Source organism: Pontibacter sp. HJ8, from assembly GCF_054824225.1.
This window is the reverse complement of sequence record NZ_JSYF01000372.1, coordinates 1-7,927: the sequence shown is the minus strand read 5'-3', so window position 1 is coordinate 7,927 and position 7,927 is coordinate 1. Positions and strand designations below refer to the sequence as shown.

Annotated in this window: 5 protein-coding genes; all 5 read left to right on the top strand. The window is 52.1% G+C overall.

Annotation, left to right across the window (positions count from 1 at the left end; all coding sequences use genetic code 11):
- The first annotated feature begins 132 nt into the window (after nt 1–132).
- The 5 genes from OB13_RS15755 to OB13_RS15735 all read left to right on the top strand — a co-directional run bounded on the left by OB13_RS15755 (nt 133) and on the right by OB13_RS15735 (nt 7,854).
- Nucleotides 133–279, top strand: coding sequence for a hypothetical protein (locus tag OB13_RS15755; RefSeq protein WP_461491133.1), 147 nt, complete (start codon nt 133–135; stop codon nt 277–279).
- The gene (locus tag OB13_RS15750) at nt 231–587 is read left to right on the top strand and encodes a hypothetical protein (RefSeq protein ID WP_461491132.1); all 357 of its coding nucleotides are present in this window, start codon (nt 231–233) and stop codon (nt 585–587) included. Before OB13_RS15755 ends, OB13_RS15750 begins: the two co-directional genes overlap by 49 nt.
- A 695-nt stretch (nt 588–1,282) precedes the next feature.
- Nucleotides 1,283–2,557, top strand: coding sequence for a Gfo/Idh/MocA family oxidoreductase (locus OB13_RS15745; RefSeq protein ID WP_461491131.1), 1,275 nt, complete (start codon nt 1,283–1,285; stop codon nt 2,555–2,557).
- A 61-nt stretch (nt 2,558–2,618) separates the two neighbouring features.
- A complete protein-coding gene (locus OB13_RS15740; RefSeq protein WP_461491130.1) occupies nt 2,619–6,047 on the top strand; it encodes a family 16 glycoside hydrolase in 3,429 nt (1,142 codons plus the stop codon).
- A gap of 91 nt (nt 6,048–6,138) precedes the next feature.
- Nucleotides 6,139–7,854, top strand: a complete 1,716-nt coding sequence (locus OB13_RS15735) for a GMC oxidoreductase (protein ID WP_461491129.1) — start codon at nt 6,139–6,141, stop codon at nt 7,852–7,854.
- Nucleotides 7,855–7,927 lie beyond the last annotated feature (73 nt).

The following is a 7,927-nucleotide window of genomic DNA, read 5'->3' as shown; positions in this document are numbered from 1 at the left end:
GAGTTCTTCTAGGCAGGGCTTTTACTTACCAGAAGTTGTGTGACTTTTTGATTTTAAAGATGTAAACTGGTGATATATCTTAAAAATGGAGTACTGCAAGGCTACATTTGTTTCACCTATCCAGTCACAGTTATGAGCATCAACTTCAGTCTCTTTTTCTACCTCAAGAAACAATCAAATTACCAAACAGGCCCTGTGCCGATCTATCTGCGCATCACCGTCTCGGGCAAGTGGGCCGAGCTACGACAGGCAGGGCGACTGAACCAGACAGATGGATAGCTGCTGCTGGGCGTGCCGCGGGTACGAAGTCAGCCTCCAAATTCCTGAATGCTTACCTGGATAATCTGCAGGCAAAAGTCTATGAGGCGCACCGCCAAGTGATAGAGACGAATCATTTGCTGACAGCTGAAACGATCAAGAATAGATTTCTGGGCAGAGAAGAGACGGTCGCTGGCGGAGGTATACCTGGAACACAACGAAAAGTAGCGGCTCTGGTGGAAGATGAGTTTACCCGGCTTCCTAAAGCACTACACGACCTCTCTGAAGCATACGCAGGAATTCATGAAGTGGAAGTATGGGTACTTTGACATCGACATTAAAAAGATAAACACACCTTTTAACTGATTAGGAGTTCTACCTCAGGAGCGTGCGTAAATGTTCCAACAACACAGGCGTCAAGTACATCAAGAATTTCGGTAAGATCATCCGCAATTGCCAGACAAATGGCCCCTGCCAAATTTCTTTACTCCTGCCGTTTTTAAAGTATACTACTCTTGCTTTAACTTCCTTCCTTCATCTTTGGACCGGCGGCAAATGTAACCTTGGTTTGCACTTTATCCAGCCCAAAGTATAGCACCATAACAGTATAACCCCCTGGCTTAAGAGGCAGAGGAGTAATTGCGGCTATACTTACAAAAGCCAACTAAATCTTAATTTAAAGGGGAAGAGACTTTACTCGTAATATTTTAATCCTTATATTGAAAAGCTTAAATGCTAATTTTCTGCTACTTGGCGTATAACCGGTATTGTGCAGAAAATCAAATCTAAACAAGAGAAGACCAGCTTACACTGCGCTTTCCCACCACTACCAAAGCTAAAGGCAAAAAGCTACTATTAGCTCTCACGCCTGAATAGCGGTAAAGAATTTCTTACCTCCGAAGTGCTGCCTCCTAAAAGGAGCCAGCACCTATTGGTTTCGGGTTTTACGCTTACTGTTTGTTTTTACGTGGCTCACAGCAGCCATCTCACTATAAAAATAAATTTGTAAAAATCTCTGTGCTTCATGAAACCAGACAAAGAGAATTCGAGACGGGACTTTTTAAAGAAGTCTGCCTTTGCATTAGCCTCCTTTACCATTGTGCCGCGCTTTGTGTTGGGCGGGAAAGGATATGTACCTCCTAGCGACCAGCTGACCAAAGGCGTAATTGGCGTAGGAGCCATGGGACGCAACCATTTCCCTTATGCCGATACAAGAGTAGTAGCGGTCTGCGATGTAGACCAAAATCACCTGAAGAAAGCCGTGGACATGCTTGGAAAGGGCGTCAAAACCTTTACCGATTACAGGGAGCTGATCCAGATGCCGGAAGTGGATATTGTGCACATCGCCACGCCGCCGCATTGGCACGGCATTATGGCCGCGGATGCGGCCCGCGCCGGGAAAGACATCTGGTGCGAAAAGCCGATGACCAGAACCATCGGGGAGGGCAAGCGTGTAGTAGAAGCTGTTCAGCAGCACGGGCGTATCTTCCGCCTCAACACCTGGTTCCGGTTCGATGATATTTTCTACGGTATGGGTACCACCGTGAAGCCCATCAAAAAGCTGGTAGACAGTGGCCTGCTCGGCTGGCCCCTGAAAGTGACCGTTGGCCGTGGCACCGGCTATGACTGGAAGTTCTACTGGGTAGGCAAAACCAACCTGGATCCTACGCCCGTACCGCAGGGACTGGATTACAACATGTGGCTGGGACCTGCCCCTTATAAACCCTACAACCCGCACCGCGTGCACGGCACGTTCCGTGGCTATTGGGACTATGATGGAGGCGGCCTCGGCGACATGGGCCAGCACTACCTGGACCCTATCCAGTATTTCCTAGGCAAAGACAACACCAGCCCTGTCTCCGTGGAGATTGATGCGCCACAACAGCACGCGGACGCCGTAGGCACCTGGCGCAAGATTACTTATACTTATGAAGATGGTTGTCAGATCATTCTGGACGGAGAGGGGAAAGAAGAAAACATCCCTTACATCGAGGGCCCGAAAGGAAAACTCTACCCGGGTTTCCGCTCCGACATTCCTGACCTCAGAAGAAAATTAGCCGCTTTCCCTGATCCTGAGCAACAGGTAACAGACTTTGTGCAGGCCGTGAAGAACCGCCAGAAGTTTGCCCTGAATGAAGAAAACGGGCACCGGTCCTGTACGCTTGTAAACATGGGCCTGGCAGCGCTTCGCCTAGGGCGCTCCCTCAAGTTCGACCCTGTAAAACAGGAGTTCATCAACGACGAAGGTGCCAACCGCCTGGTTTATCAACCCATGCGCACTGACTGGACGCTGGTGTAAGGATTTGGGTAAGAAGTTAAAAGCATTCTTTTATAGGTTAGAAATATACTGCGCTAACATCATGAGAAAAATATCATTCGTGCTCCTGGCCTTGCTTATCCTAAGCACCGCCGTGATGGGGCAACGCAAAAACGATCAGCGGACCCTTTCGACGAAGATCGCGGACTTGCTGGCAGAACTGCCGGCCAGGGACGAAAAGCACCTGGAGGCAAGTATGGCAGGGATTGCTGCCATGGGCGAGGAAGGAATTCTGCAAATGGCCGGCATGTTGTCGGCACCCGGCAAGGGCGACAATACCAATATAGAATATGCCTTAGGCGGATTCTCCTCCTACGTGATGGAGTCGAAGAGAGAATACTGGCGAAAAATGAGTGCCAACGCCTATTGCAAGGCCCTTCAGAACGCCGGACATGAGGAGCACAAAGCCTTTTTGATCAGGCAGCTGCAAATGGTTGGGGACGATGGAGTTGTTGCTTGCCTGCAGGGGTACCTGGGTGATGGCCGCCTCTGCGGACCTGCCGGCAGAGCCCTGACAAGTATAAACACTCCTGCCTCCAGCCAGGCACTCCTGCAGGCCCTGCAGCGTGCACAGGGTGATTGCCAGTTGGCCCTGGTAGGAGCCTTAGGAGACACCCGCTATGCCGGAGCTGTAACGGCTTTAACGCCCCTGACCAGCAGCCAAAATGAAAAACTGCGCAAGCTGGCGCTCTTTGCTCTGGCCAACATCGCAGATCCGGCTGCCGAGGCTGCCTTGACCAAGGCCGCAGAAGAGGATAACTACAAATTCGACAAAGATAACGCGGTTGCCGCCTACCTGTTGTATGCCAAACGTCTGGCAGAGAAGGGCCAGCCGGAGCAGGCCGTGCGAATTGCTCAATCGATGTTGAGCAAAACCGCCACGGATGAGCAGGTGCACACGCGCACAGCGGCCCTGAAACTTTTGAGCGACATTCAGAAAGAGCAAAGTATGCCGCTTTTGGTAAATGCAGCCGGGGACCCGAACAAGGAGTACCGCGCGGCCGCCCTGAAGTTTGCCGGCCCCTACGTAACGGCAGAGAACACTTCACTGTGGGTAAACAAGCAGAAGAAAGCCGACCCGGCAGTACAGGCAGAGATCATCACCATGCTGGGCAATAACGGTGCGAAAGGCGCCTTGCCTGCAGTGCAAAAAGCATTGAAGAGCAAAGATACCCAGGTAAGAATTGCCGCCATTGGTGCTGCCGGTAAGTTGGGCCAGCAAGAGGTCCTGCCCTCGCTGCTGAAAACCATGCGAAAAGGTGGTGAGGAAGAAGCCATCGCTGTCAGAACCACTCTGCTGATCATGGAAAGTGATGGAATGACGGATAAAGTCTCGCAGGCCTTGCCGAAAATGCCGGCGGTAGCGCAGGCGGAACTATTAGCGGTATTGGGTGCCCGCGGTGAAAACAGGAGATTTCAGGAGGTGCTTCCTTATGCCAAGCATAAAGATGCTGCCGTGCGCATGGCTGCACTGGAGGCACTTGCCAACATCGCCAGCAAAGAGAACCTGCCGCAGTTATTTACCCTCCTGAATGAAACCTCCCAGCCGGAAGAGCTTCCAGCGGTGCAAAAAGCCGTTGTGGCCGCTGTAGGTGACTATGAAAATCAGGCGGAAAAGGCAGAACTGGTGCTGCAAAAGATGAACGAGGCGCCTGCAGAAAAGCGGCCGGCTTACTTTAGCATCCTGGCAAGTATAGGCGGAGACCAGGCGCTTCAGGCGGTGGCGCAGGCTTTCCAAAGCGGTGATGCGGCCACCAAAACAGCTGCTCTGTCAGCGCTTTCGCAGTGGTCGGATGTAAGTGCAGCAGAGGAACTGTACCGTATCAGCGCGAGTGCAGGCAATGCTACCTATCTGGACCAGGCGCTGAGAGGCTACATCCGCGCCGTGAGCATAGCTAAATATCCTGCAGACCAAAAGGTGCTGATGCTTCGCAAGGCCATGGAGGTGGCTAAAACCACTGAGCAGAAGCAGCTTATCCTGACACAGGTAGGCAGAAACCGGGCCTTTCCGGCGCTGGTGTTTGCTGGCAAATACCTGGATGAACCCGCGTTGCAGCAACAGGCTGCACATGCCGTCATGGACATTGCACTGTCGAGCACTGATTTCCAGGGAGACGTGGTACGGGAGTACCTGAACAAAACCATCCAGGTGCTGCAGGGGCCAGACAGTGAGTATCAGAAAGAGTCGATGCGCAAGTTCCTGGCAGAGATGCCAAAAGGCGAGGGCTTGGTACTGCTGTTTAACGGCAAAGACCTGACGGGCTGGAAAGGCCTGGTAGAGAACCCGATTGCGCGGGCCAAAATGGACAAAAAGACGCTGGCTCAGAAGCAGCAACAGGCCGATGAGCAGATGCGGAAAAGCTGGATTGTGGAGAACGGTGAACTGATCTTCACAGGCAAGGGCGATAACATTGCCACAATTAAGCAGTATGGCGACATCGAGATGTTTGTGGACTGGAAAATTTTTGATGACGGCCATAAGGAAGGCGATGCCGGCATTTACCTGCGCGGTACGCCGCAGGTACAGATCTGGGATACTTCCCGTGTGAATGTAGGAGCACAGGTAGGTTCCGGTGGCCTGTACAACAACAAAGTACACCCGAGCAAGCCGCTGAAAGTAGCTGACAACGCCCTTGGCGAATGGAATACCTTCCGCATCCTGATGAAAGGTGACCGGGTAACGGTATACCTGAACGGAGAACTGGTAACAGACAATGTTATACTGGAGAACTTCTGGAACCGGGAGCTGCCGATTTTCTCGGAAGAGCAGATAGAGCTGCAGGCACACGGCTCCAGGGTAGCCTACCGTGATATTTATATCCGCGAGATCCCACGCCCGAAGCCGTTTGATTTAAGCGCAGCAGAGAAGAAAGAAGGTTTTAAGGTGCTGTTTGACGGTATCAACATGCACAACTGGCAGGGCAACACCACCGACTATACCATAGAGGATGGGGTGCTGGTGGTGCGCGAGCCCAAGTTCGGGAGCGGTGGCAACCTCTATACCAAGCAGGAGTATGGCGACTTTATTTTCCGCTTCGAGTTCAAGCTGACCCCGGGTGCCAACAATGGCCTGGGCGTGCGTACTCCGCTCGAAGGAGATGCCGCCTATGAAGGCATGGAATTGCAGATCCTGGACAATGACGCCGACATTTACAGAGAGTTGGAGGACTACCAGTACCATGGCTCTGTGTACGGCGTCATGACAGCAAAGCGAGGTGCCTTAAAGCCGGTAGGAGAGTGGAACTATCAGGAAGTGATCCTGAAAGGGCCAAAGGTGAAGGTAATCCTCAATGGCACGACCATTCTGGATGGTGACATTGCCCAGGCAAGCGAAAATGGAACCCTCGATGGAAAAGAACACCCGGGGCTTAAGCGCCAGAAAGGCTACATCGGTTTTCTGGGGCATGGTTCTACTGTTTGGTTCCGAAACATTCGCATCAAAGACCTGAGCAGCGGTCAGAAGGTCTTATAGTATGGCTATTCTCACCTAATGACTCACCGAAGGCCGGCATATTCCGGCCTTCTATTTCATGGTTTTTTATAATTGAGCTACAAGAGGCAGCATGGCACATATCAATACTTCTACATTTTCAGATCACAGCTTTGATGCTATTGTGATCGGTTCAGGCATCAGCGGCGGTTGGGCAGCAAAGGAGCTTTGTGACAAGGGGTTGAGAACCTTAGTGCTGGAGCGGGGAAGAAACGTAGAGCACCAGAAGGATTATCCCACCGCCACGATGCATCCCTGGGACTTCCAACACCGGGGGCTGCTTTCCCTCGAGTACAGGGAAGAGAACCCAATCGCGGCCAAGTGTTATGCTTGCCGGGAGGATGCCACCCATTTCTTCGTGAAAGACAAGGAGCATCCTTACGTGCAGGAAAAACCGTTTGACTGGATACGCGGCTATCAAGTGGGTGGCAAGTCACTGATGTGGGCCAGGCAGACACAGCGCTGGAGCAAGTATGACTTTGAGGGACCGGCTCGCGATGGCTTCGCCGTAGACTGGCCCATCCGCTACGAGGACCTGGCACCCTGGTACAGTTATGTGGAGCGATTTGTCGGGATCAGTGGGAATAGAGATGGCCTAGAGACCTTGCCAGACGGGGAGTTCCTGCCACCATGGGAAATGAACGTGGTCGAGAAAACTATCCGCAAGCGGATTGTAGAGACCTACCAGGACCGCCACGTGGTTATTGGGCGATGCGCCCACCTTACGAAGCCTGAGGAGATTCACCATCAGCAGGGGCGAGGGCAGTGCCAGGCCAGAAACCTATGCCAGCGCGGCTGCCCTTATGGGGGGTACTTCTCCTCGAACTCCTCCACACTCCCCTGGGCCGCCAAAACCGGTAATCTCACCCTTCGTCCTGACTCCGTGGTGCAATCTATTATCTATGATGAGAAAAAAGGAAAGGCAGTAGGGGTGAGGGTAATGGACGCCCATACCAAGGAGGTGCAGGAATATTTCTCCAAACTTATCTTCGTGAATGCATCTACGCTGAACACTAACCTGATATTGCTGAACTCCACCTCTTTCCGGTTCCCGAACGGCTTGGGGAATGATAATGGTCTTTTAGGCAAGTATGTAGCCTTTCACAACTACCGGGGTTCGCTTTCGGCAACGATGGAAGGCTATGAAGACAGCTATTACTATGGCCGTCGCCCGTGTGCAGTCATGATGCCAAACTTTAGGAACGTGCACAGGCAGGAAACTGAATTCCGAAGGGGATACATGGTTTTCTATAGCGCCAGTAGGGGTAGAGCAGACGCTGCTCCAAACGGCGAGCAGCTTGGGGCAGCTTACAAGGATGCGTTGCTGGAGCCCGGCAAATGGGGAATCTACATGATGATGCAAGGTGAGACGATCCCAAAGGAAAGCAATTATGTTAGTCTAAGTGCAGACGAAAAGGATGCGTGGGGAGTACCTCTGTTAAAGGTGTCGGTCGGGTATGATGAGAATGACGAGAAGTCCCTGAAGGATTTTCTGGAGCAAGGCGCGGAGATGCTCGACAAGGCGGGTTGTAAGAACATATATGCCAACGACAGCAGGCAGGCACCAGGCCTGGACATCCACGAGATGGGGGGCGTCAGGATGGGCCACGATCCGAAGACCTCGCTCTTGAACAAGTATAACCAACTGCACGCCTGCAAGAACGTATTCGTGACCGACGGGGCCTGCATGACTTCGACCGGAACGCAAAACCCCTCCCTGACCTACATGGCCCTCACAGCAAGGGCTGTAAACTATGCTGTGAGTGAGATGAAGAAAGGGAATCTGTAAGTATGGATATTTCAAATGGGTCTTAACCGGCTAAATTGGTAAATTCAGAAGTATAAAGTAAAAGAAAACCACC

What these genes read in the sequence shown, in the direction of transcription:
- OB13_RS15755 (WP_461491133.1), top strand. Translation starts at nt 133, where the DNA reads ATGAGCATCAACTTCAGTCTCTTTTTCTACCTCAAGAAACAATCAAAT.
- OB13_RS15745 (WP_461491131.1), top strand. Translation starts at nt 1,283, where the DNA reads ATGAAACCAGACAAAGAGAATTCGAGACGGGACTTTTTAAAGAAGTCT.
- OB13_RS15740 (WP_461491130.1), top strand. Translation starts at nt 2,619, where the DNA reads ATGAGAAAAATATCATTCGTGCTCCTGGCCTTGCTTATCCTAAGCACC.
- OB13_RS15735 (WP_461491129.1), top strand. Translation starts at nt 6,139, where the DNA reads ATGGCACATATCAATACTTCTACATTTTCAGATCACAGCTTTGATGCT.